Origin of the sequence: Rhabdonatronobacter sediminivivens (assembly GCF_013415485.1) — a bacterium.
GTDB classification, from domain to species: Bacteria; Pseudomonadota; Alphaproteobacteria; order Rhodobacterales; family Rhodobacteraceae; genus Rhabdonatronobacter; species Rhabdonatronobacter sediminivivens.
In genome coordinates, this window is record NZ_JACBXS010000002.1 from 143,041 (window position 1) to 166,905 (window position 23,865).

A 23,865-nucleotide genomic window follows, 5' to 3' on the forward strand; every position below is an offset into this window, starting at 1 on the left:
GCCCTGGGCAGGCGGTTCAGCACACACCCCCGGCCATGGGCACCGACCGCAGGATGGTCCCGCCCGGATGGCTCAGCCGCGCGCCGGTGGCATCGACGGTCCAGTTCAGCGCACATTCGGGCAGGCCCAGATCGCGCAATGCGGTGCAGGGCGCCAGGCTGATGTGCCCTGATAGCGCGAAATCCGGTGCAAGGCTGATCTGCAGGTGATCATGGCCCTGCGCCAGCTTGTCCAGAAACAGATGCGCCGCGGGGCAGGCATTGCACCCGGCGGGGCAGCGCCCCACGGTCATCACCATCTGTTTGCGGCTGGCCGTTCCCTTGGCGGCGGCACGGGCGGTCATGGCTGCCTCTGGGGGGTAAGGGCAGGCGTGCCACGGGTTGCCCCGGGCAATAGGCGTCTGGTCATGTCGCTCCTTTCCCCGGGGCACCCCGCCCGGGTTGTTGGGTTTCCGGCATGGCTGGCAGGTCTCCCGGCTTGCAGAGTCCCGAACTGGCCCGGAGGCCTTTCGGGGAGCGGCCCGCCTTCCCGGCCCGGTTGGGTGCCAGTGGCATTGGGCGCGCGCTCCGGTCACGGTCGCGGGGGCGGCTGCGATTCGGGGGCGGGCCCCCTCTCACATTCCCTTTTCACCTGTCTGGCGACAGGCACCAGCGCATGGCTCTTGATGGTCCGCCAGACCCGGGCTGTCAACCGCCATTGCCCGGCAAGGTGTTTTGCTGCGACATGCTGGCCGCGGGGCGCGGCACCATCTTTCGGCCCCCGCAAAAACCCGCTAACGGAGAGGGCATGGTGTTGCATGTGGACAATCTTTCCTGCGCGCGCGGCGGGGTGCCCCTGCTTGAGGGGGTGACGCTGTCGCTGGTTCCCGGGCAGGCGCTGGTGCTGCGCGGCCCGAACGGCTGCGGCAAGACCACGCTCTTGCGCACGCTGGCCGGGTTGCAGCCACCGCTGGCGGGGCAGATCAGCCTGCCGCCAGATGCCGTGGCCTATGCCGCCCATGCCGACGGGCTGAAATCCACCCTGAGCGTGGCCGAGAACCTGCGCTTCTGGGCCGCGATCTATGGTGGCGGCGATGTGGCGGGCGCCATCGCGCGGATGAACCTGACCCAGCTTGCGGACCGGGCCGCGCAGAATCTCTCGGCCGGGCAGAAGCGGCGGCTCGGGCTCGCGCGGCTTCTGGTCACAGGGCGCCCGGTCTGGATGCTGGATGAGCCCACGGTGTCGCTGGATGCCGCTTCGGTCGCACTGTTTGCCGATGTGGTCCGCGACCATCTGGCCGAGGGAGGCATGGCGCTGATGGCCACCCATATCGACCTGGGCATCTCCGAAGCGCGCGTGCTGGACCTCTCGCCATTCAAGGCCCGCCTGCGTGCCCCCGGCACGGGCGACAGCTTTGACGAGGCCTTCCTGTGATCGCGCTGCTGATCCGCGACCTGCGTCTGGCGATCCGTGCAGGCGGCGGCTTTGGCTTGGGGCTGGCGTTCTTCCTGATCCTGGCGGTGCTGGTGCCGTTGGGGGTGGGGCCGGAACCGGCCGTGCTGGCGGCCATTGCGCCCGGCGTGCTGTGGGTGGGGGCGCTGCTGGCCTGCCTCTTGTCGCTGGACCGCATCTTTGCGCTGGATTGGGAGGACGGCTCGCTGGACCTGCTGGCCACGGCGCCGATCCCGCTGGAGGGCGTGGTGACCATCAAGGCCATGGCGCATTGGATCACAACGGGCCTGCCGCTGGTGCTGGCCGCGCCGGTGCTGGGCGTGCTGCTGAACCTGCCGCCCGAGGCGTTTGGCTGGCTGGTGATCTCGCTGCTGCTGGGCACACCGGCGCTGTCGGTGATCGGCACCTTTGGCGCGGCGCTGACCGTGGGGCTGAAGCGCGGCGGTCTGTTGCTGTCGCTGCTGGTGCTGCCGCTTTACATCCCCACGCTGGTCTTTGGCGCCGAATTGGTCAGCCGGGGCGCCGCGGGCCTGCCCATTCAGACGGCGCTGGCCCTGCTGGCAGGGATCACGGCGGGCTCGGTGGCGATCCTGCCCTTTGCCTCGGCCGCGGTGATCAGGATAAACCTTCGGTGAGCGATGCCGGAATTCGTTGAGACCCCACACACAGGGCGATAGGTGATCAGGACGATGTCAAGCTTCTGGGAATATGCCAATCCACGCAAGTTCATGCAGACCACCGACTGGCTCTTGCCGGTGGTGGCGTGGTCGGCTGTGGTGGTGACAGCCACCGGGTTGATCTGGGGGTTCTTCTTCACCCCCGATGATTTCCGCCAGGGATCTACGGTCAAGATCATCTTCCTGCATGTGCCCTCGGCGCTGATGGCGATCAATGCCTGGATCATGATGCTGGTGGCCTCGCTGGTCTGGGTGGTCCGGCGCCACCATGTCAGCGCGCTGGCCGCCAAGGCCGCGGCCCCCGTGGGGCTGATCATGACCATGATCGCGCTTTTCACCGGCGCGGTCTGGGGCCAGCCCATGTGGGGAACCTGGTGGGCCTGGGACCCGCGGCTGACCAGCTTCCTGATCCTGTTCCTGCTCTACCTGGGCTACATCGCGCTCTGGGCGGCGATCGAGGACCCGGATACCGGCGCTGACCTGACAGCGGTGCTGTGCCTGGTGGGCACGGTGTTTGCGCTGCTGTCACGCTACGCCGCGTTCTTCTGGAGCCAGGGGCTGCACCAGGGTGCATCCCTGTCGCTGCAATCGGGCACGCGGGTGGACTGGGCCTACAAGGCGCCGCTCTATGTGTCGATGGCCGGGTTCGCCCTGATCTTCGTGGCCCTCGTGCTGGCCGGCACGCGCACCGAAATCCGCAACCGCCGCATGAAAGCCCTTGTCGCACGGGAGCGCATGGCATGATCCCCGAACTTGGACGCTACGCAACCGAGGTGCTCTCGGCCTATGTGGTCTCGCTGGCCCTGCTGGGCGGGATCGTGGCCTGGTACTGGCTGCGCGCCCGCGCAGCACGCAGCCAGCTTGATCAGGTCGAACAAAGACAGGAACGCAACGAATGAAGTTCAAACCGCTCATGGCGCTGCCGCCGCTGGTGTTCGTCGCTCTGGCCGCGCTCTTCTACTTCGGCAACCTGCGCGAGGACCGCGATGCGCTCCCCTCGGCGCGGGAGGGCCGCGAAGCCCCGCCCGTGGTGCTGACAGAGCTTGAGGGCAAAACCCTGTTCGATGATGCCACCTTGCGCGATGGCGAGGTGAAGCTGGTCAACTACTGGGCCAGCTGGTGCGCCCCCTGCCGCGCCGAACACCCGCTGCTGGAAGACCTTGCGCAGGAGGTGCCCGTCTATGGCGTGAATTACCGCGATGACCCGGGGCGCGCGCTCGATTTCCTCGATGAACTGGGCGACCCTTTCGCCGCCATCGGCGCTGATGCAAACGGTCGCATGGCGCTGGACTGGGGGCTTTATGGCGTGCCGGAAACCTATGTGATCGCGGGTGACGGGACCGTGATGCTGCGCTTTGCCGGACCGATCACCCGCGATGTGGTCGCCAACCGCATCCGCCCCGCCATTGAAGCCGCCGCGGCACGCTGAGAGCATACGACCGCTGCCTTCTTCATCTTGCTTCAAATTCTCCGGGGGATGAGACCGCAAGGCCGAAGGGGGGGGCAGCGCCCCCCTGCTTCTGCCACACCGGGAACCTTACGCTGCCGCAGGGCGTGCAGGGCGCAGGGGCGGAAAATCCTCAGGGGTGATCGTCTCGCGCTCCAGCAGCAGTTTCGTGCCCGCTTCCAGATCGCTCCGCCGCGCCTCCAGCAATTCCAGCGCGCGCCCATAGGCGTGCTCCAGCGCGGCGCGGATGGCCAGATCGACCTCGCGCGCGGTGGCTTCGGAATGCTCGCGCGGGGCGTAGCCCACCTTGTCCTCACCCAAAAAGCCGCCGCGCTCAGGCTCCAGCACGGCCTGCCCCAGGTCCGGGTGCATGCCGAAGCGGGTGACGATCTGGCGGGCGATGTCGGTGGCGCGCATCAGGTCATCGGCGGCTCCGGTCGAGATCTCGCCCATGGCGATCTGTTCCGCCGCGCGCCCGGCCAGCAGCATGACCATGCGGTTTTCCAGTTCGGCCAGGGTGATCAGGAACCGGTCCTCGGTCGGGCGGGTCAGGGTGTAGCCCAGGGCACCGATGGTGCGCGGGATGATCGAGACCTTGTGCACCGGATCGGCACCGGGCAGGGCGGCGGCGGCCAGCGCGTGGCCCATCTCGTGCCAGGCCACGGTTTCGCGTTCCTTCGGGTTCAGCAGCCGGCCCTTGCGCTCCATCCCGGCCACCACCCGCTCCAGCGCCGAGGTGAAATCCTCCATCGTCACGCGCTCGGCGCCGCGCCGGGTGGCGTGGATCGCAGCCTCGTTCACCAGATTGGCCAGTTCCGCGCCGGTAAACCCCGGCGTCAGCGCGGCAACGGCATCGACATCCAGATCAGGCTCCAGCGATATCTTGCGCAGATGCACCTTGAGGATGGCGGCGCGGCCGGTCTTGTCGGGGCGGTCCACCACCACCTGCCGGTCAAAGCGGCCCGCGCGCATCAAGGCGGGGTCCAGGATTTCAGGCCGGTTGGTGGCGGCCAGCAGCACGATCCCTTCGCGCGGGTCAAAGCCATCCAGTTCGGCCAGCAACTGGTTGAGCGTCTGTTCCTTCTCATCATGGCCACCACCGAACCCACCGACGCCACGCCGCTTGCCCATGGCGTCCAGCTCGTCGATGAAGATGATGCAGGGCGCAGCCTTGCGGGCCTGTTCGAACAGGTCACGCACCCGCGCCGCGCCGACACCCACGAACATCTCAACGAACTCGGACCCCGAGATCGAAAAGAAGGGCACGCCCGCCTCACCGGCCACGGCGCGGGCAAAGAGGGTCTTGCCGGTGCCCGGCGGGCCTGTGAGCAGGATGCCCTTTGGGATGCGCGCGCCCAGGCGGCCGAATTTCTCGGGCTCGGTCAGGAAATCGACGATCTCCTTCAACTCCGCCTTGGCTTCATCCACTCCGGCCACATCATCGAAGGTGACCCCGGTGTTGCGCTCCACATAGACCTTGGCCTTGGACTTGCCCACATTCATCATCCCGCCCATGCCCTGGCGTTCGGCGAAGCGGCGAAAGATGAACAGCCAGACCGCCAGGATCAGTGCGATCGGGATGACCCAGGACAGCACCATCGTCAGCCAAGTGTCCTGCACGGTGCCGTCAAACTGCGCGGTCGAGCGTTCGAGCCGCTCGGTCAGGTCCGGGGGCACGATGTTGGTCACGAAATGGGTGTTGCCGTCGATGGCCTCGCGGTAGCGGCCCTGCACCTGTTCGGCGCGGACCGTGACCTCGGCGATGCGGTCGGCTTCAAGATGTTCCAGGAAGGTGCTGTAGGGGATGCGCTCGGTCACGCTGGCGGTGGACATCCAGCTTTGAAACAGCAGGAGCGCAAGGAATGCGGCGACGAAATACCAGATGTTGATTTGCTGCTGTTTGTCCATGACGTCACTTTCCTGCAGGGCGTGTGGCCTGGCCGCAGTGTCGCGCAGGCAGATGCCGAGGCGCAAGCTTGCATGACGCCATGCCGGATGCCTTGACGTCGATCAAGCGGAGCGCGCGTTCCGCGCGCAAGCCTTCTGGCACTGCGTGCGGGAAAGGGGGCGTTCCGCCCCCTCTGCGCGCGGGCGCGCATTCACCCCCCGGAGCGTGTTTCCGGCAAGATCAAGGGCGATCAGGTGATGACATCGGGGCGGGTGCGGCCAGTGTGATCGGCGATCCGCGCGAGGCCTTGGGCCGCGGCGATCACGGGGGCGAGGGCGGCTTGCGGGTCCAGGGCCAGACGGTCGGGGGCGTCTTCGAACCGTTCGAGGTAGACCCGCAGGGTCGCGCCTTCGGTTCCGGTGCCCGAGAGGCGCAGCACGAGGCGGGCGCCGCCGTCGAAGGTGATCTGGAGGCCCTGGCCCGTGGTGACGGATGCATCCACCGGGTCGGTATAGGCGAAATCCTCGGCCGCGCTGATGCGCAGGCCGTTGGCTTCGGTCCCGGGCAGGTCTGGCAGGCGGTTGCGGAGATCGTCCATGAGCTTGGTGGCGGCGGTGCTGTCGATCCCTTCGTAGTCATGGCGCGAGTAGTAGTTGCGGCCGAATTCGGCCCAATGATCGGCCATGATCCCGGCCACGGACTGGTGGCGCACGGCCAGGATGTTGAGCCACAGCAGCACTGCCCAGAGCCCGTCCTTTTCGCGCACATGGTCGGAGCCGGTGCCGGCGGATTCTTCGCCGCAGAGGCTGGCGCGGTCTGCATCCAGCAGGTTGCCAAAGAATTTCCAGCCGGTGGGGGTGGCATAGCAGTCCAGTCCGCGCGATGTGGCGACGCGGTCCACGGCGGCAGAAGTCGGCATGGAGCGGGCGACACCCTTCAGGCCATTGGCGTAACCGGGGGCCAGGTGGGCATTGGCGGCCAGAACCGCGAGGCTGTCCGATGGCGAAATATAGAGGCCGCGCCCGACAATCATGTTGCGATCGCCATCGCCGTCCGAGGCGGCGCCGAAATCGGGGGCATCGGCGGCGAACATCGTGTCCATGAGTTCCCGGGCCCAGACCGGATTGGGGTCCGGGTGGTGACCGCCGAAATCCGGCAGCGGCGTGGCATTGACCACCGAGCCGGGTGCCGCGCCAAGGGATTGTTCAAGTATTGCCTGTGCATAGGGGCCGGTGATGGCGTGCATGGCGTCGAAGCGCAGTTGAAACCCCGTGGCAAGAAGATCGCGGATCGCGTTGAAATCGAACAGGGTTTCCATCAGGGCCTGGTACTCGGCGACGGGGTCCACGACCTCGACCAGCATCTCGCCCAGGCGATGCTGGCCGGGGGTGAACAGGTCGCAATCGGGGGTGTCCAGGATCAGATACTCCTGCAAACGTTCTGATTCTGCGTGGATTTTTGCGGTGATGCTTTCCGGGGCAGGGCCGCCATTGGCAGCGTTGTATTTGACGCCGAAATCCGCGTCCGCGCCGCCCGGGTTATGGCTGGCCGACAGGATGATGCCGCCATCGGCCCCGCGTGCGCGGATCAGATGCGAGGCCGCCGGTGTGGAGAGCAGCGCGTTCTGGCCGACGATCACCCGGGCTGCCCCCGAGGCCGCCGCCATCTTCAGGATCACCTGCGCTGCATGGTTGTTGTAGAAACGCCCGTCACCGCCCAGAACCAGCGTCTTGCCCTGCACCCCGCCGATGGCGTTCCAGATACTCTGGACGAAATTTTCCAGATAGTTCGGTGCCATGAACACGCGGGTTTTCTTGCGCAGGCCCGAGGTGCCGGGTTTCTGGCCGGCGATGGGCGTGGTGGGGCGGGCATGGGTCATGGATCGGGCTTTCCTGCGTTGCGGATACGGGCGTAACTGGCGGCAGAGTCGCGCAACGTTGTGGCCTTGGCAAGGTCTGAGCATGGCAGCGGCAGGCGGCGGCGCCAGTTGGGGTGTTCGAAGACGGTGCCGGGCAGGTTGGGCTGTTCGATGACGCCGCAGATATCCTCGGCCTGGAATGCCACCAGGGGGGCAGGTGTCCGGGCCAGAAAGGCATGAAGCGTCAATGGATTATTGCCGGATGTTCCTGCAGTCTGGTCAAAGGCTGCCACCTCGGCCCGGCGGGTGGATTGTGCTGCGGGTGCGGGCGTTTCGTCCAGGGTTGCGCGCCAGTCCAGATCACGCCCCTGGCGCCACCCGGCCCAGGGGGGCAGGTCATGGGTGCCAAAGCTGACCATGGTATGGGGATCATAGCGGGCGGCGGGCAGAAAGCGGCCATCGCCCTGCCAGTCGCGTTCGAACATGGCCACGCGGCACCCCAGGATACCGGAGGCGGCCAGGGCATCGCGCAGCCCGTCGGGGATGGTGCCCAGATCCTCGCCGATTATGCTGGCGCTGGCGCGGGTGGCTTCGATGCGGACAACAGCCAGCATCGCATCACGCGGCATGGTGACATAGAGGCCGGGCAGGTCGTCCGGCATCCAGAAGGCACGCTCGAACCCCAGGATATGATCGATGCGCAGCAGACCCGCAAAACGCAGTTGCTGGCGCAAGGTCTGGGCCAGGGCCGCAAAGCCGCTGGCGGCCAGGGCGCGCGGGTCCATGGGGGCCAGGTTCCAGCGCTGCCCCTGAGGACCGAGGAGGTCAGGCGGGGCACCGAGCGAAACGCCGCGCGCAAACAACTCCCGCTCGGCCCAGGTTTCGGCCCCGGCGGGGTGGGTGCCCACGGCCAGGTCCAGATACAGCCCATGCGCCATGGGGCGGGCCGCCCGGGCGGCATGGGCCAGTTGCATCTCGGCAAGCCATTGGCACCAGGCATGAAAGGTCACGCGCTTTGGGTGCCGGGCTGCGAACTGTCGCACAAGCGGGCTGCAGGGGCTGTGCAGCTCTGCGGGCCAGTCCGGCCAATACGGGCCGTGCGTCTCGGCAAGGGCCTGATGCGTGGCGAAATCTTCGAGCGCCTGACCTTCGATGCTGCGCCAGCGGTCGAACGCGGGATCGCCCGCGAAGGCGTCAAAGCGCTGGCGCAGCGCGGCCTGTTGCGCGGCCTGGACCGGAGCGTAATTCACCAGATCGCCGCTGCTTTGGTGCGGAGTGCCCAGGTCAATATGCAAGGTATTCCAGCGTCGCCGGTGCGAGGGGGCGTAGGGGCTGTAGTTGCAGGGATCGGCAAACCCGGCATGTATGGGGTTGAGGCCCAGAAATCCCGCGCCCAGTGGCGCCAGTGCCGCGGTCAGATCGCGCAGCAGCGTGTAGGTGCCAGCGCCCGATTGCGCGCCCTCCCACAGCCCGTAAAGCGGCACCGTCAGCCCCCAAGCGGGGGCAGGCGGGGGCAGGCGCGGGGGGGCGGCCAGCAGGGTTGCGCTGCCGCGCGCCGTGTCCAACCGGTGCAGGCCCAGGGGCAGCGGGGGCAGCGCTGTGCCCCCGGGGCCGGATCCGGTGGTGCCGTCCTCCAGCGTCAGGTGCCAGTCTTCGGCGAGGGTCAGAGGGGCCGGGGTATCCGGCCGGACAATGTGCCAGTCCGGGGCGGGTGGCAGGTTCTGCAACGCATCGCGTGCATCGGCATCGGTGTCCACCTGCAGTCCCATGGCGGCCAGCACTGCGCGGCGGCTTTCGACCGGAGCGCACTGGTCCTGGCCCGCACCATCGCGATAGGCCCAGACCAGCCCCATGGCCCGGCACAGGTCATCAAATGCGCTCATGCCTCCGCGTCCAGCACCAGCGCCGAGACCGAATGCGCTGGTACATGCGCAATGGCGGCCAGGGTTTCCGGCGCGGCATCGGGGGCGGCGGTATTGATATGGCGCGACCAGACCTTGCCCTCCGGTGGGCGCGGCAGGGCCACATGCATCTCCGGCCCCCCGTTGAAGACCAGAAACAGCGCATATTCCAGATCGTCATAGGCCGGAGTCCCCGAGGCGGTGCGCAATTCCACGCAGACATGGCTCAGCGCGGGGTCCTGCCAGTCCTCGGCGGTCATGCGCTGCCCCGAGGCGTGCCACCAGATCAGATCATCCGCGCCATCGGTATCGCGCATGCGCGAATGCAGGAACCGCTTTTGCCGCAGGACCGGATGCGCCGCGCGAAAGGCGATCAGCCGCCGGGTGAAGTCCATCAGCGCGGTATCGGCCCTGGACCAGTCCAGCCAGGTGAGTTCATTGTCCTGGCAATAAGCGTTGTTGTTGCCGCGCTGGCTGTGGCCGATTTCATCGCCCGCCAGAAGCATCGGCGTGCCCTGTGACAGCAGCACCGTGGCCAGAAGGTTGCGCTTGCGCTGCGCGCGGGCGGCGGTGATGGCGGGATCGTCGGTCGGCCCTTCATGGCCCATGTTGTCGGAATAATCCTGGCCATGGCCGTCGTGGTTGGCTTCCTTGTTGGCCTCGTTGTGCTTTTGGGAATAGCTGACCAGATCATGCAGGGTCATGCCGTCATGGGCGGTGATGAAATTGACCGAACTGGTGGCGGAGCGGCCTGAATGGTCGAACTGCTGGGCTGATCCGGCAATCCGCGTGGCCAGATCGGGCACCAGACCAGCATCGCCGCGCCAGAACTGGCGGGCGCTGTCGCGGAACTTGTCATTCCATTCCAGAAACGGATGCGGGAAGGCGCCAAGCTGATAGCCGCCGGGGCCGATGTCCCATGGCTCGGCGATCAGCTTCACGCGGCTGAGCACCGGGTCCTGGCGGATGGCGGCGAAGAACGCGCCGTTGGGCTGGAAGCCATTGTCATCGCGCGCAAGGGTCGAGGCCAGATCGAAGCGGAACCCGTCCACATGCATCGCCTCGACCCAGTAGCGCAAGCTGTCCATTACCATGCGCAGCACCATCGGGTGATCCAGATTCAGCGTGTTGCCGCAGCCGGTATCATTGATGCAGTGGCGCGGGTTTTCCGGGTCCAGCCGGTAGTAGCTGCGGTTGTCCAGACCGCGAAAGCTGAGCGTGGGGCCAAGCTCGGAGCCTTCGGCGGTGTGGTTGTAGACCACATCCAGGATCACCTCGATCCCGGCGGCGTGCAGGCGTTTGACTACATGCTGGAATTCGTTGATCTGCCCGGTGGACATGTAGCGCGGTTCGGGCGCGAAATAGCTGATGGGCTGGTAGCCCCAGTAATTCGTCAGCTTCCGGTCCACCAGGAACTTGTCATTCAGAAAGGCCTGAACCGGCAGCAGTTCGATCGCCGTGACGCCCAGGTCCAGCAGATGCTCCACCGCCGCGTCCGAGGCCAGCCCCAGGAAATGCCCCGCGTGATGAACATCGCGCAGGGCGGTGAAGCCCTTGACATGCGCCTCGTAGATCACGCTCTGGGCGATGGTATGGGCGGGCGGGCGATCATTGCCCCAGTGAAAGCTGGGATCCTCAACCACGCATTTGGGCATGAAGCGCGCGGAATCGCGGGTGTTGAAGGTCAGATCCTGCGATTTGGCGGCGGTGTTATAGCCGAAAAGCGCCTCCGCCCAGCGGGGGTGGCCGGTGATCCGCTTGGCATAGGGGTCCAGCAACAGCTTGTGCGGGTTGAAGCGGTGGCCCGCTTCGGGCGCATAGGGGCCATGGGCGCGATAGCCGTAAAGCTGCCCCGGCACCAGCCCGGGCACGCGGCCATGCCAGACGTAGCCGGTGCGTTCGGGCAGGGGCAGGCGGGCCAGTTCGCGCGCCCCATCGGGCGAAAACAGGCACAGGTCAATCCCTGTGGCATGTTCCGAAAAGACGGCGAAATTCACGCCATCGCCGTCGAATTCGGCGCCGATACGGGTGTAGCGGCCCCGGGTCATCACATATTGCGCCATTCACCCCACCAGCGTTTCGAACAGCCGCGCATAGTCCCGGCTGGAGCTTTCCCAGCCCACAGGGTGCTTCATGCCATTGGTTTGCAGGCTGGACCAGACCTGCGGGCGGGCATGGAGCGCGCAAAGCTGTGCCAGTGCCGCCGAAAGTGCGGCGGCGTCATCGGGGTCATGGACCAGCCCGGTGGCCACGCCCGCGCGCAGGGCCGCGTCATTGGCATGGATCACCGTATCGGCCAGCCCGCCGGTCCGCGCCACCACCGGCACCGCGCCATAGCGCAGCGCGTAAAGCTGGGTCAGCCCGCAGGGTTCAAACCGCGAGGGCACCAGCACCGCATCCGCCCCCGCGAACATCCGATGCGCCAGCGCCTCGTCATAGCCGATCCGGACCGAGACCCCGGCCATGTCGCGCGCCGCCTGCAGCCAGGCATGTTCCAGCGCCCGGTCGCCCGAGCCCAGAAGCGCCAGTTGCCCACCGGCGGCAATGAAGCCGGGAAGCGCCTCCAGCAGCAGGTCCAGCCCCTTTTGCGCGGACAGCCGCGAGATCACCACCGCCAGCGGTCCCTTCGACGCGGGAAGCGCGAAATCCTCGCGCAGGGCGCGGCGGGCGGCGGCCTTGCCGCGCGGGGCCCGGAAGCGGTGGATATGCGGGTCCCTGGCCGGGTTCCACAGCGCGGTGTCGATCCCGTTGAGGATCCCCCCCACCAGATGCTGGCGCGCCCGGATCACCCCGTCCAGCCCCATGCCAAAGGCCGGGGTTGTCAGTTCGCGCGCATATGTGGGCGATACGGTGGTGATCCGGTCCGCCCCGACCAGCCCGGCCTTGAGCGCGCTGACATGGCCGTAATACTCATAGCCCTCAGGGGTGAAGCGCGCGCGCTCCAGCCCCAGCGCGGCGATCCGGTCGGCCGTGGTCAGGCCGTGAAAGGCGATGTTGTGAATGGTCATCACCACCGGCACCTGCACATCCAGAAGCGCCAGATATTCCGGCACCAGCGCCGCCTGCCAGTCATGCAGATGCAGCAGCCTTGGCACCCAGTCACCCAGGGCGCCCCCGGCGATCCGCGCGGCCACCTGGCACAGGGCGGCAAAGCGCAGGTCATTGTCGGGCCAGTCGTTGCCCTCGGCATCCAGATAGGGTGAGCCGTCACGGTCGTAGAGATGCGGCGCGTCCAGCACCAGCAGGTCCAGCCCGTCATGCTGCAGCGCCAGCACCCGCGCCGGGCCACCGCAGAGGTCAGGCAGGTCCAGCACCGCCACCCCGTGTCCCGCCTGCGCCATCACCATCCGATACCCGGGCAGCAGCGTGCGGACCCCCCAGCCGTTGGCGGCCATGGCGCCGGGCAGGGCGCCGGTGACATCGGCCAGCCCGCCGGTCTTGACCAGCGGCACGCATTCCGAGGCAACGGCGAGCGCCGGTTTCATGCCGCCCGCCCTAGCCCAGCGCAGCAGCGCGCCGGTCCAGCATTGGCTGTGTGATCAGCGTCACGCCGCTGTCGGTCACGCGGAACCATTTTAGATCCTCCTGCGGGTCTTCCCCCACAACCAGCCCTTGCGGTATCTGGACGCGGCGATCAAGCACCACCTTGGTCAGCCGCGCATGCCGGGCGATGGTTGCGTAGGGAAGTGCCACCACCTGCTCCAGCTTGGCAAAGGAATTCGTGTGAACGCCGGTGAAAACCAGGGAATTGCGCACCTCGGTCCCGGAAATGATGCACCCGCCCGAGATCAGCGAACTGACCGCCAGACCGCGCCGGTCCGGGTCATCATGGATGAACTTTGCCGGCGGGACGCTTTCGGAATAGGTCCAGATGGGCCAGTTGGTGTCCCACAGGTCCAGATCCGGGTCGAAATCCGTCAGGTCGATATTGGCCTGCCAGAAGGCATCCAGCGTGCCGACATCGCGCCAATAGGCGGGCGCATCGGGGCGGTGGCGCACGCAGCTGTCATCGAACCTGTGGGCCATGGCCTTTCCATGCTGCACCACGATGGGGATGATATCGCCACCGAAATCGCGCGCCGAGTCCGCGTTGGCGGCGTCTTCGATCAGCAGCTTGCGCAGGAAATCCCAGCGGAACACATAGATCCCCATCGAGGCCAGCGCGCGGGTCGGATCATCGGGCATGCCGGGCGGCTGGCTGGGCTTTTCCAGAAAGCGGGTGATCTGCCCGGCCTTGTCCACATCCATGACACCAAAAGCCGTGGCCTCGGCCCGGGGGACGGTCAGGCAGCCAACGGTCACATCGGCGCCGCTGTCCACATGTTCGCGCAGCATCACCTCATAGTCCATCTTGTAGATGTGATCGCCCGCCAGAATGACAACGTAATCAATCCCGTAGCTGTCCACGATGTCGATGTTCTGATAGACCGCATCGGCGGTGCCCTGATACCAGTGCGCCTCATCCACCCGCTGGGATGCAGGCAGGATATCCAGGTATTCGTTGCGCTCGGCGCGAAAGAAGTTCCAGCCGCGCTGGCAATGGCGGATCAGGCTGTGCGCCTTGTACTGGGTGGCGATGGCCATCTTCCGGATGCCCGAGTTCAGCGCGTTCGACAGAGCGAAATCGATGATCCGGGTCTTGCCGCCGAAATAGACGGCTGGCTTGGCGCGGTTGTTCGTCAACTCCTTCAGCCGCGATCCGCGGCCACCGGCCAGGACAAAGGCCATGGCGCGGGCCGAAAGCCGGTGTGGGGTCGTGCTCATGCGTCTCCTCCCGTCTGGTCCGGGCATGGCCGCCCGGCGTGTTGGTGTTCAGCGCGCCCCCGGGTCATGGATCAGGAACAGTGTCGCCAGCGGCGGCAATTCCAGCAGGGCCGAGGCCGGATGCCCCATCGCCGCACCCCCATCGGCGATCACCGCGCCGCCATTGCCACCACCCGAGCCGCCATAGTCGGTGGCATCGGTATTCAGCGCCTCGCGCCAGCGGCCAGCGGCGGGCAGGGGGCAGCGCCAGCGCCGGGGCAGGGGGGTGAAGTTGGAAATGACAGCCACCTGCGGCGCGCCAGGTGCATGACGGGCAAAGGCCAGCACCGACAGATCGGTGGCGCCGCCGTCCAGCCAGGCAAAGCCCTCGGGCTCGCAATCGCGGGCATGCAGCGCGGGTTCGGTGCGGTAAAGCGTGTTGAGGTCGCGCACCAGCCGTTGCAGCCCGGCGTTGGGCGGCTGCGCGGCCTCATCCCAGGCCAGTTCCGCGTCATGGTTCCATTCCGCCCGCTGGCCGAATTCACACCCCATGAACAACAGCTTCTTGCCCGGATGCCCCCACATGAACCCGTAATAGGCCCGCAGATTGGCGAATTTCTGCCAGGCATCGCCCGGCATCTTTGCCAGCATCGACCCCTTGCCGTGGACAACCTCATCATGGCTGATGGGCAGGATGAAGTTTTCGGTGAACGCATAGTCGATCCCGAAGGTCAGCAGGTGGTGGTGGTGTTTACGGTTGACCGGGTCCTCGGTCATGTAGCGCAGGGTGTCGTTCATCCAGCCCATGTTCCACTTGAAGCCAAAGCCCAGCCCCCCGTCATGGGCAGGGGCGGAAACACCGGGAAAGGCGGTGCTTTCCTCGGCCACGGTGACAATGCCGGGAACCTCGCCATAGATCAGCGCATTGGTGCTGCGCAGCATGGCGATGGCTTCCAGGTTCTCGCGCCCGCCGTGGACGTTGGGCACCCATTCCCCTTCCTTGCGCGAATAGTCGCGATAGAGCATCGAGGCGACGGCATCCACCCGCAGCCCGTCGATATGGTATTCCTCCAGCCAGTAAAGCGCGTTGGAGCGCAGGAAATTCGCCACCTCACGCCGCCCGAAATTGTAGATCAGGGTGTTCCAGTCCGGGTGATAACCTTCGCGCGGGTCGGCATGTTCGTAAAGATGCGTGCCGTCAAACCGCGTCAGCCCGTGGGCGTCGGACGGGAAATGCCCCGGCACCCAGTCCAGCAGCACGCCCAGCCCGCGCCGGTGGGCGGCATCGATCAGGTCCCGGAACTCATGCGGGGGGCCGTGGCGGATGGTGGGGGCATAAAGCCCCAGCGGCTGATACCCCCAGGACCCGCTGAACGGGTGTTCGGACACGGGCATCAGCTCCAGATGCGTGAAGCCCATGTCATGGACATAGTCCACCAGCTCATTGGCCGCTTCGACCCAGGATATCGCGCGCCCCGCGCGCCGCCGCCATGAGGCCAGATGCACCTCATAGATTGCCATGGGCGCGCGGCGATGCTGGCGGTCAGCGCGCGCCGCCATCCAGTCGTCATCCTTCCAGCCATAGCCCCGGATATCGCGCACGACCGAGGCATTGGCCGGCGGGTGTTCCGAGCCAAATCCCACCGGATCGGCCTTGAGCGGCTGCAGCGCACCATCTGCCGTGCGGATCTGGTATTTGTAGACAGCGCCTTCGCCCACGCCCGGCAGGAACAGCTCCCACACGCCGCTGGTGCCGCGCGGGCGCATGGGATGGCGCCGCCCGTCCCAGAAATTGAACTCCCCCACCACTGACACCGCCTGCGCATCCGGCGCCCAGACCGCAAAGACGGTGCCGTCAACGCCTTCATGGCGCATCACCCGCGCGCCCAGCATATGCCACAGGCGCTTGTGGGTGCCTTCGGCGAAAAGGTGTTCATCCAGCGCGCCCAGCACCGGGCCAAAGCGATAGGGGTCGTCGATGGTTTCGGTGGTCCCGCCTGTCTGCAGGGCAAGGCGATACTCCGCACCCGGCGGGATGTGCCCGGCCCAGACACCCGGCGCCACCTGCCGCAGCGGCCAGCGGTCATGACCCACCGCCGCCACGGCATCGACCCCCGGCACCCAGACCACCAGTTGCCCGGGCACGCCCCCGGAATGCGGCCCCAGCAGCGCAAAGGGATCGCCCAGCCGCGCCTGTGTGAGCGCTAACACCTGCGCCGGGCGAAGATCAAACGGAGGGTCACGCAGCGCGATACCAGAAACCATGGCGCAAGATTACGGCCTGATGCGCGTATTACAAGCCCTGGCTGCGTTCAGCCGTCAGGATCGCCGCCAACCCGCTGCGATAATCCGGATAAGCCAGCCGCACCCCCAGTTCGCGCTTGATCCGGTCATTGCGCACGCGCTTGCTTTCCGCATAGAAGCTGCGCGCCATCGGGCTGAGATCGGCGGCATCGAAATCCACGCGCGGCGGCGGCGACAGACCCAGCAAGGCTGCGGCATGGTCCAGCACATCCTGCGGCGGCGCGGGATCATCATCGCAGACGTTATAGACCGCGCCCGGAACAGGCTGGCGGATCGACGCCTCCAGCACCGCGCCGATATCCTCGACATGGATGCGCGAAAACACCTGCCCGGGCTTGATCACCGCCCGCGCATCGGGGCTGCGCAGCTTGGCGAAGGGCCCGCGCCCGGGGCCATAGATCCCCGCCAGCCGAAAGATATGCAACGGCAGGCCTGCGGTCCGCGCCAGTTCCTGCCATGCGCCCTCGGCGGCAACCCGGGCGCGGCCGCGCGCCGTGGCAGGCGTCAGGGGCGTGTCCTCATCCACCCAGCCGCCGCCATGATCGCCATAAACCCCGGTGGTGGAGAGATACCCCAGCCAGCGCAGATGCCCCGCCCGCGCCAGCGCCTTGCCCTCGGCCGCCAGCACAGGGTCCGCCCCCTCCACCGGCGCCACGGAACTCAACACATGCGACACCTGCGCGAAGGGCAAGGGCGCGCCGGGCCAGATCAGCGGCTCCACCCCCTGCGCGCGAAACGCTTCGGCCTTGTCGGGGCTGCGCGTGGTGCCGATGATGCGCCAACCCTGCGCCAGCAGCCGCGCCGCCAGCGCCTGCGCCGAATACCCATACCCGATCGAAAGCAGCACCTTGTCCATGCCGCGCACCATATCCCGCTTTCCCCGCCCCGTCAGCCCCGCTTCACCCAAGCGCCATTCGCCGCTACGCTGCCACGCAACCCAGCCAACGGAGGCCCCCTGATGACGACCCTCTGGCGCTTTGCCCTTGCTGCGGCCCTCCTCTATGCGGGGGTGGTGGCGGCTCTGGCGCTGACGCAGACAGCGCTGATCTTTCCGCGCTGGGCGATGTCGGGGGCCGAGTCGCGTTTGCCGAGCGACACCCGCCGCCTGCAGGTCGACCGCCCCGGCGGCGTCACGCTCCATGGCATGGACCTGCCCGGCCCGCGCGATGACCTGCCGGTGATCCTGGGCTTCGGCGGCAATGCCTGGCCCGCCGACGCGCTGGCAAATTACCTGCGCGCCGCCATGCCCGACCATCGGATCGTGGTCTTCCACTATCGCGGCTACGGCCCCTCCAGCGGCCGCCCCTCGGCCCGTGCGCTGGCCGAAGATGCCCTGGCCATCCATGACCACCTGCAGGCCCGGAACGTGGTGGCCGTCGGCCTCAGCCTCGGCTCGGGCCCCGCCGCCCATCTGGCCGCCCGCCGCGATCTGGCCGGGCTGGTGCTGGTCAGCCCCTTCGATTCGCTGACCAATCTGGCGCAGGGCCATTACCCCTGGGCGCCGGTTCGCCTGCTTCTGCGCCATCGGATGGAGGTCGCCCGGGACCTCGAAGGCGTCCAGGCCCCCGTCGCACTGATCGCGGCCGGGTCCGACACCATCATCCCCGCGCAACGCACCGCGCCGTTGCGCGAAGTCGCCTCGAATCTGGTGCTGGACCGCACCATCCCCGGCGCCGGACATAACACGCTCTACGAACACCCGGATTTCGTGCCGACCCTGCGCGCGGCGGTGGCCCGAATGATCCCGCCCTGACGCCTCAGGCGAACGGATCGTGCGGATAGCCTACCCCGGTCAGGCATAACCCCTGCGGCGGTGCCACCGGCCCGCAGGCCGCGCGGTCGCGCGCCTGCAGGGCATCGCGCACCGCATCGGGCGCCCAGGCCCCGGCGCCCACACGCTCCAGCGTGCCGACAATGCTGCGCACCTGATTGTGCAGGAAGGACCGCGCCCGCAGGGCAAAGTGATACTCGGTTCCATGGGGCACCGGCTGCGCCGAGACCGTCAGCTCATCCAGCGTGCGCAGGGGCGAATGCGCCTGGCACTGGCTGGCACGAAAGGTGGTGAAATCATGATGCCCCAGCAGATGCCGCGCAGCCGCCTGCATGGGCGCCAGCTCCAGCGGGTGACGCAGATGCCAGACCTGCCCGGCAGCCAGCGCGGGCGGGGCGCGGCGGTTCAGGATCCGGAACAGATACCGCCGCTCCACCGCCGAAAACCGCGCATGAAACGCATCCTCGACCCGCGCGCAGGCCAGCACGGCCACCGGGGCCGGGCGCAGATGGTGGTTGAGCGCCTCGCGCAGGCGCAGCGGGTCCCACCCCTGCGCCAGATCGCAATGCGCCACCTGACCCGTGGCATGCACCCCGGTATCGGTGCGCCCGGCGGCGGCAATTCCGGGCGCTTCCGGCTCCAGCCGGGCAATCGCCGCCTCCACCGCCGCCTGCACCGACGGCTGCCCGGCCTGCCGCTGCCAGCCCCGAAAGGGCGTGCCGTCATATTCGATCAGAAACGCATACCGTGGCATGACCGCGCGATAGCCCATCCCCGCCGCCGGGAAAAGCGCCTTTCTGCCGCGCGCTTGCCCCCGCCCGCGCCATGGTGCAGAGTGCCGCCCCGCGAACAGACCGACAGGAGACCAAGCCCATGCACGCCCTGTTCTTCGAGGTCCGCCCCCTTCCCGGGCACCTGAAGCACTATTTCGAACATGTGGACCGCCTGCGCCCGGTGCTGGCCCGCCACCCCGGCCTGGTGTTTCTGGAACGCTACAGCGCGCTGGAGGATGACCAGGTGCTGCTCTCGCACCAGCTCTGGCAGGATGAGGATGCCATCATCGGCTGGCGCCGTGACCCCGAACACCGCCGCTCGCAGACCGCGGGCCGCAAGGTCCATTTCCAGGACTATCGCATCCGCGTCGGCGAACGCGTCCTGCACCACAGCACCGAAACCGACAGCGATGCCCCTGTGCAGACCGCCACCGACCGCCCGCATCTGGTGGTCCTTTACGCCGACACCCCCGCGCAGGACCCGGCCTTTGCAAGTTTCGAAAGCGTGAACACCCCCGGGCGTTTCGCCTGCCTCGCCTCCCTGCCGAACCGCCAGGCCGCCGAGGCGCTGTTTGACCGGGTCCACACTGCCCCCGTCCTGCGCGAGGCTGCCGCCTATGCCATCACCCGCGATTACGGCATGTTCGAACGGGCCGAGGCCCCGCAACAATGACCCGCCCTCAGACCGGCGGCTTGACCACCAGAATGTCACAAGGGGGCGCACGCATCAGATCGCGCGTGTAATTGCCCAGCACCCCCGGGTCCCGCCCGGAATGGGTGCCCAGTGCCAGCAGGTCCGGCCGCAGCTCTTCGATCCGGAAGCGCAACACCTCATGCACGCCGCCGATGATGATCTCGGGCAGGGTGTCGGGCACGCCGTCCATGGCGCAAAAGGCCGAGCGCATCACTTCGGCTTCGGTCATCGACCGGGTCTGTTCCGGGTCGGTGGGGGACAGCTTGTCGCGGAGCGGCATCTGCAGGGCGTGGATCGCATGGATACTGGCACCCGGCGCAATCCGCGCTGCAACCTGCAGCGCCCGCGCGCAGGTGTGCGAAAAGGTCACCGACCCCAGCACCCGCGCATAATCCGCTGCCACCGGGCGATGCGCAATCAGCACCGGCAGGTCCGAGGCCAGGACGATCCGCTCCATGGTGGTCAGACGCAGCACATCCAGCACCCGCCGTTCCTTGTGCAGGCCCAGGATGATCAACCCCGCGCCACACTCCTGCGCCAGCGCATGAAGCGCCGCCTCGGGGGTGCCCTCCAGGACGCGGCAGTCGATGGCAACCCCTTCGTGACCCGCGGCCTCGGCGCGCAATCGGTCCAGAACCGCCTCGGGCGTCAGGGCAGGACGCAGGGCGCGCCGGACAACGCCGCCCCGTTCAAGGGGCAGGACGGATACAAACACCACCTCGGCGCCAAGGTTGCGCGCCAGCCGAACGGCCCGGCCCAGCACCCGCGCCGAACGCCGCGTCAGATCCGTCGCGGCAATGATCCTCTCCATCCCGCCCCCCGCTTTGCGCCGCTCATAGCACAGTTGACCCGCTTGCCCTAGCCGAGTTGCACGGCCGCTGGCAAGCCCGGCGCGCCCGTCAATGCCCCCGCGCCATCCGCCGATACCACCCCGTCAGCAGCATCGGCGTCAGATACATGGGGATCTGATAGACACCGATGAACAGCAGCAACACCTCTACCGCGCTGTCCGGCAACACGCCCAGGAACAGCGCGATATTTCGATTGCCCGCCGTGATGCCCATGGCGGGCGCGGCCACGGGCGTGCGCTTGCGCGACAGCGCACTGACCCCGATCTGCAGCGCCAGATTGGCGATCATGGCGACCGCCAGCGCTGCCCAGAATCCGCCGCCCCCCAGCAGCGCCGGCCCCACGGCTGACATCAGCGCCACCACCACAACGCCAAGGGTAATCGCCGCCACCCCGTCGAGCGCCTTCTCGGTCTGCGCCCCGCCACGCACCACATCGCCCAGGCGCAACGCCAGCGCCACGCCGCCCGCCAGCAGGATCAGGACCAGCAACTCCGCCACCGCCCGGATCACCGCCGCGGGGCTGCCAAAGGCCGGAATGAACCAGAACACCGGCAAGGCGGTCAATGGCAAGAGGGCGGTCCCCAGAACCAGCTGCCGCAAGGCAGGTGCCGGTGCAGCACCCGCCATGATTGCCAGATTCGGACTGCCGGTGATGGGCGCCGCCGCCAGCATCAGAACGACCCCCAGCGCCAGCGGATGCCCCAGCCAGCCCAATCCCGCAAACCCCGCGACAGCCAGGAACGGCAGCACCAACTGCAGCATCAGCACCGCACCAATGGCCCCCGGCATCCCGTCCAGCCCGGCGCGAACCCCTTCAGGCCCCAGCCGCAGCACCGCCAGAAACAGCAGCAGAACCACCATCGGCGCAATCAGGGGCCGCAACGCCAGCGCCAGATCGGGCAGGGCAATCCCCACCACCAGCCCGCCCACCAGCCAGACGCGCCCGTAGCGGGCACAAAGCCCCAGAACCCCGATCACGCCGCCCCCTGTTTCATCTTGCTGCAAACACTCTCAGGGGGTGAATGCGCGCAGGCGCAGAGGGGGCAGAATGCCCCCTTGACCGCACGCATGTGCCAGAAGGCTTGCGCGCGGAACGCGCGCTCCGCGTCGCAACGCCAAACCGGATCACAGGGCCGCAGCCGCCCGCGCGGCCTGGTCATAGGCGCCGGAAAGCGTGCGCAGCATTGCCGCCATGCGCGAGATATCCAGCGGGTCATGCCCCATCTGGCGCGCCGCACGGACCACCAGCGCCTCGCGGATCTCACCATAGCGGGTGCAAAGCGCTGCCCCGGCCTCGGTGATCGACACCGTCTTTTCCTTGCCCTTGCGCCCCTGTTTCACCAGCCCGTGCCCCACCAGCTTGCGGATGGCATAATTGGCCAGATGCGTGTCCTCGATATTCAGCACCAGACAGATATCGGCCAGGGTCTTGGGCCGGGCGCGATGATGGACCAGATGCACGATCAGCACCTCCAGCGGCGACAGGGCAGGGCCGCCCGCGGCCTCCATGCAGCGCACCATCCAGCGCTGAAAGGCATGGTTGGCCATGGTCAGGGCGAATTCCACCTCGGAGAGCGCCGGCAACTCCGATTGCGCCAGATGGGCCGAACTGACGACCGGGCCGACCTCGGGCCGGGGCTTTGATGCGTTGCTCGGGGTCATCGGCTCAGCATTGTGCCGGGCAACCATAGGGCGATCTCCGGAAACAGGGCCAGAATGGCGGTGGCAAGGACAAGGATCAGGAAGAAGGGCAGCGCATAGCGCGCGATCTCGAAAATGCCGCGCCCGGTGATGGATTGCAGCACGAACAGGTTGAACCCCACGGGCGGCGTGATCTGGCTCATCTCCACCACCAGCACCAAAAAGATGCCGAACCAGATCGGATCAATCCCCGCCGCCAGCACCATGGGCAGGATCACGCTGGTGGTCAGCACCACGATCGAGATCCCGTCCAGAAAGAACCCCAGCACGATGAAGAACACCAGCAGCGCCGACAGCAGCGCGAATTGCGAATAGCCCTGCTCGCCGATCCAGGCGGCCAGCAGGCGCGGGATGCCGGTGAAGCCCATGGCCACGGTCAGGAATGACGCCCCCGCCAGGATGAAGGCGATCATGCAGGCGGTGATGGCCGAGCCGCGCAGACTGGCGACAAAGCTTGCCCGGTCCAGCCCCCCCGACAGCCCCGAAATCAGCAGCGCCCCCACAACGCCCACCACCGCCGCCTCGGTCGGCGAGGCAAGGCCCGCATAGATGGACCCGATCACCGCCACAATCAGCAGCACCGTCGGCATCAGCAGCGCCAGCGCGCGCATCCGCTCGCGCAGGCTGGGCTTTTCGGGCGGGGGCGGCATGGCATCGCGGTTGATCAGCGACCAGATCATCACATAGCCCGCGAACAGCGCCGCCAGCATCAGCCCCGGCAGGATCCCCGCCAGGAACAGCCGCGCGATGCTCTGGTCCGCCGCCGCGCCATAGACGATCAGGATGATCGAGGGCGGGATCAGAAAGCCGAAGGTGCCCGCGCCCGCCAGCGTGCCGATGGCGATGCGCGGATCATAGCCGCGCGCGCGCAGTTCGGGCAGGGACATCTTGCCCACCGTCGCCGTTGTCGCCGCCGAGGATCCGGACACGGCGGCGAACAGCGCGCAGCCCATGATGTTGACGTGCAGCAAGCCCCCGGGCAGGCGCCGGGTGAAGGGCGCAAGCCCGGTGAACATGTCCGATGACAGCCGGGATCGGAACAGGATCTCGCCCATCCAGATGAACATGGGCAGCGCCGTCAGGTCCCAGACATTGAGCGACCCCCACATCCGCGTGGCCAGCACCGTTCCGGCGGGGGCGGGTGAGGCCAGTTCCATCGCCACCAGCCCCACGGCCAGCAGCGCAAACCCCACCCACAGTCCCATCAGCAGGAACCCGAAAAGCGTGATCACCAGGATGATCGACAGGAGTGTCAGGTCCATCACTTCGCCCCTTCGGATTCGCGGCGTTTCTCTTCGGCCCTGAAGGCCGGGTCGCCGCGCAGGGCGGTGATCAGTTCATCCAGAAGGGCCAGGCAGAAGATGACAAAGCCCGTGGTCATCACCGCCTGCGGGATCCACAGCGGAATGCGCAGCAGCCCGTAAGACACCCGCCCCATGGTATAGGTGTCCAGCATCCGCAGCCCGATATGCCAGGTGGCAAACACCGCAAGCCCCAGACCGGCGGCCAGCACCAGCACCGTCAGCGCCCGGTTCACTGCCGGTCCCACCAGCCGCAACAGCAACGTCACCCGCACATGCCCCGCCGCGCGCAGCGTGTAGGGCAGCGCCAGCGACGAGGACGCCACGAACAGGAACCCGCCGATTTCCGCCAGCGACGGCACCGCAATGCCCAGGCGGCTGAACCCCAGCAGGATCAGGCCCCGGTCCAGCATCCGGCCCGTGACCTGGATCAGCACCAGCGTTGCAATGGCGATCATCGCCAGGCACGCCCCCACCAGGGCTGCGCCATAGATCGTGTCCAGAACCCTGCGCATGAAGGCTCCT

Annotated in this window: 22 protein-coding genes and 1 riboswitch; of the genes, 7 read left to right on the top strand and 15 right to left on the bottom strand. The window is 67.4% G+C overall.

Annotated elements, in window-relative coordinates; all coding sequences use genetic code 11:
* Positions 1-16: 16 nt before the first annotated feature.
* Positions 17-343 carry a hypothetical protein gene (locus tag HUK65_RS01655; protein WP_179904381.1) on the bottom strand — a complete coding sequence of 109 codons (327 nt, stop codon included), beginning with the start codon at positions 341-343 and terminating at the stop codon, positions 17-19.
* A 103-nt stretch (positions 344-446) separates the two neighbouring features.
* Positions 447-667, bottom strand: a riboswitch (cobalamin riboswitch).
* 119 nt (positions 668-786) lie between these two features.
* Between HUK65_RS01655 and ccmA the strand changes: the two genes are divergently transcribed.
* Genes ccmA through HUK65_RS01680 form a run of 5 tightly spaced genes read left to right on the top strand, consistent with a single transcriptional unit; the run spans position 787 to position 3,537 of the window.
* Positions 787-1,413 (top strand): heme ABC exporter ATP-binding protein CcmA, encoded by a 627-nt coding sequence (gene ccmA, locus HUK65_RS01660; RefSeq protein ID WP_179904382.1) that lies wholly within the window; start codon positions 787-789, stop codon positions 1,411-1,413.
* Positions 1,410-2,066, top strand: coding sequence for a heme exporter protein CcmB (gene ccmB / locus HUK65_RS01665; RefSeq protein WP_179904383.1), 657 nt, complete (start codon positions 1,410-1,412; stop codon positions 2,064-2,066). Before ccmA ends, ccmB begins: the two co-directional genes overlap by 4 nt.
* Positions 2,067-2,120: 54 nt before the next feature.
* Positions 2,121-2,852: a heme ABC transporter permease CcmC gene (gene ccmC / locus HUK65_RS01670; RefSeq protein ID WP_179904384.1), complete on the top strand. Its 732-nt coding sequence runs from the start codon at positions 2,121-2,123 to the stop codon at positions 2,850-2,852.
* Positions 2,849-3,007 (top strand): heme exporter protein CcmD, encoded by a 159-nt coding sequence (gene ccmD, locus HUK65_RS01675; RefSeq protein WP_179904385.1) that lies wholly within the window; start codon positions 2,849-2,851, stop codon positions 3,005-3,007. Before ccmC ends, ccmD begins: the two co-directional genes overlap by 4 nt.
* Positions 3,004-3,537, top strand: a complete 534-nt coding sequence (locus HUK65_RS01680; protein ID WP_235441698.1) for a DsbE family thiol:disulfide interchange protein — start codon at positions 3,004-3,006, stop codon at positions 3,535-3,537. Before ccmD ends, HUK65_RS01680 begins: the two co-directional genes overlap by 4 nt.
* Positions 3,538-3,645: 108 nt before the next feature.
* Here HUK65_RS01680 and ftsH read toward each other — a convergent pair whose 3' ends face one another.
* The 8 genes from ftsH to HUK65_RS01720 form a co-directional block, all read right to left on the bottom strand.
* On the bottom strand, positions 3,646-5,463 hold the full coding sequence (gene ftsH, locus HUK65_RS01685) for an ATP-dependent zinc metalloprotease FtsH (protein ID WP_179904386.1): 1,818 nt from the start codon (positions 5,461-5,463) through the stop codon (positions 3,646-3,648).
* 230 nt (positions 5,464-5,693) lie between these two features.
* Complete coding sequence (locus tag HUK65_RS01690; RefSeq protein WP_179904387.1) at positions 5,694-7,322, bottom strand: alpha-D-glucose phosphate-specific phosphoglucomutase; 1,629 nt, start codon at positions 7,320-7,322, stop codon at positions 5,694-5,696.
* On the bottom strand, positions 7,319-9,184 hold the full coding sequence (gene malQ, locus HUK65_RS01695) for a 4-alpha-glucanotransferase (protein WP_179904388.1): 1,866 nt from the start codon (positions 9,182-9,184) through the stop codon (positions 7,319-7,321). The genes HUK65_RS01690 and malQ overlap by 4 nt, the downstream gene beginning before the upstream one ends.
* Positions 9,181-11,265, bottom strand: a complete 2,085-nt coding sequence (gene glgX / locus HUK65_RS01700; protein WP_235441699.1) for a glycogen debranching protein GlgX — start codon at positions 11,263-11,265, stop codon at positions 9,181-9,183. The genes malQ and glgX overlap by 4 nt, the downstream gene beginning before the upstream one ends.
* The gene (gene glgA / locus HUK65_RS01705) at positions 11,266-12,687 is read right to left on the bottom strand and encodes a glycogen synthase GlgA (RefSeq protein WP_179904389.1); all 1,422 of its coding nucleotides are present in this window, start codon (positions 12,685-12,687) and stop codon (positions 11,266-11,268) included.
* A gap of 10 nt (positions 12,688-12,697) precedes the next feature.
* On the bottom strand, positions 12,698-13,966 hold the full coding sequence (gene glgC, locus HUK65_RS01710) for a glucose-1-phosphate adenylyltransferase (RefSeq protein ID WP_179904390.1): 1,269 nt from the start codon (positions 13,964-13,966) through the stop codon (positions 12,698-12,700).
* Positions 13,967-14,014: 48 nt separating this feature from the next.
* Positions 14,015-16,210: a 1,4-alpha-glucan branching protein GlgB gene (gene glgB, locus HUK65_RS01715; protein WP_179904391.1), complete on the bottom strand. Its 2,196-nt coding sequence runs from the start codon at positions 16,208-16,210 to the stop codon at positions 14,015-14,017.
* Positions 16,211-16,238: 28 nt separating this feature from the next.
* Complete coding sequence (locus HUK65_RS01720; protein WP_179904392.1) at positions 16,239-17,105, bottom strand: SDR family oxidoreductase; 867 nt, start codon at positions 17,103-17,105, stop codon at positions 16,239-16,241.
* Positions 17,106-17,207: 102 nt separating this feature from the next.
* Between HUK65_RS01720 and HUK65_RS01725 the strand changes: the two genes are divergently transcribed.
* Positions 17,208-18,002, top strand: a complete 795-nt coding sequence (locus HUK65_RS01725; RefSeq protein WP_179904393.1) for an alpha/beta hydrolase — start codon at positions 17,208-17,210, stop codon at positions 18,000-18,002.
* Positions 18,003-18,006: 4 nt separating this feature from the next.
* Here the strand turns inward: HUK65_RS01725 and truA are convergent, their stop codons facing one another.
* Positions 18,007-18,774: a tRNA pseudouridine(38-40) synthase TruA gene (gene truA / locus HUK65_RS01730; RefSeq protein WP_179904413.1), complete on the bottom strand. Its 768-nt coding sequence runs from the start codon at positions 18,772-18,774 to the stop codon at positions 18,007-18,009.
* Positions 18,775-18,893: 119 nt separating this feature from the next.
* On the opposite strand from truA, the gene HUK65_RS01735 reads away from it, so the two are divergent.
* Complete coding sequence (locus HUK65_RS01735) at positions 18,894-19,466, top strand: antibiotic biosynthesis monooxygenase family protein (RefSeq protein ID WP_179904394.1); 573 nt, start codon at positions 18,894-18,896, stop codon at positions 19,464-19,466.
* 7 nt (positions 19,467-19,473) lie between these two features.
* Here HUK65_RS01735 and HUK65_RS01740 read toward each other — a convergent pair whose 3' ends face one another.
* The 5 genes from HUK65_RS01740 to HUK65_RS01760 all read right to left on the bottom strand — a co-directional run bounded on the left by HUK65_RS01740 (position 19,474) and on the right by HUK65_RS01760 (position 23,855).
* Positions 19,474-20,298, bottom strand: coding sequence for a universal stress protein (locus HUK65_RS01740; RefSeq protein ID WP_179904395.1), 825 nt, complete (start codon positions 20,296-20,298; stop codon positions 19,474-19,476).
* Positions 20,299-20,386: 88 nt separating this feature from the next.
* The gene (locus tag HUK65_RS01745) at positions 20,387-21,316 is read right to left on the bottom strand and encodes a hypothetical protein (protein ID WP_179904396.1); all 930 of its coding nucleotides are present in this window, start codon (positions 21,314-21,316) and stop codon (positions 20,387-20,389) included.
* A gap of 147 nt (positions 21,317-21,463) precedes the next feature.
* The gene (locus HUK65_RS01750; protein ID WP_235441700.1) at positions 21,464-22,000 is read right to left on the bottom strand and encodes a winged helix DNA-binding protein; all 537 of its coding nucleotides are present in this window, start codon (positions 21,998-22,000) and stop codon (positions 21,464-21,466) included.
* Entirely contained in the window at positions 21,997-23,301 is a 1,305-nt protein-coding gene (locus tag HUK65_RS01755) for a TRAP transporter large permease (RefSeq protein WP_179904398.1), read from the bottom strand. Before HUK65_RS01755 ends, HUK65_RS01750 begins: the two co-directional genes overlap by 4 nt.
* On the bottom strand, positions 23,301-23,855 hold the full coding sequence (locus HUK65_RS01760; protein ID WP_179904399.1) for a TRAP transporter small permease: 555 nt from the start codon (positions 23,853-23,855) through the stop codon (positions 23,301-23,303). The genes HUK65_RS01755 and HUK65_RS01760 overlap by 1 nt, the downstream gene beginning before the upstream one ends.
* Positions 23,856-23,865 lie beyond the last annotated feature (10 nt).